Genomic DNA, 334 nt, shown 5'->3' on the forward strand with positions numbered 1-334 from the left:
CGCCAACCAGTGGTACGCCGGCCAGCCAGGTGGGTGCCGGCGGCAGCCCGTCGACCTGGAAATCCTTGAGTAAGGCGGTGACATCTTTGATGTGATCCGCCAGGTTGAAGCCGAGCATCACCAACGGCACCGCCACTACCACGGTCCAAGTCAGGGTCAGCAGACCTGCGGCCAGCGCCTGACNTCAAGAAGAAGGCGGAATAGGAGTCCCCTCATTTCGTCTCGTGGGCTGGGAGATGTTTAAAAGAGACGGGTTTGAGGCCGAGCACCCCCAACGGCACCGCCACTACCACGGTCCAAGTCAGGGTCAGCAGACCTGCGGCCAGCGCCTGAC

1 pseudogene is annotated in these 334 nt (G+C 62.5%); it reads right to left on the reverse strand.

The features are described 5' to 3' along the window. Window positions 1-181: pseudogene (locus ACQ4LH_RS21175) on the reverse strand (AI-2E family transporter); the annotation flags it as partial. Window positions 182-334 lie beyond the last annotated feature (153 nt).

Source organism: Pseudomonas peli (assembly GCF_050563605.1).
In the GTDB taxonomy this organism is placed as follows: domain Bacteria; phylum Pseudomonadota; class Gammaproteobacteria; order Pseudomonadales; family Pseudomonadaceae; genus Aquipseudomonas; species Aquipseudomonas peli_A.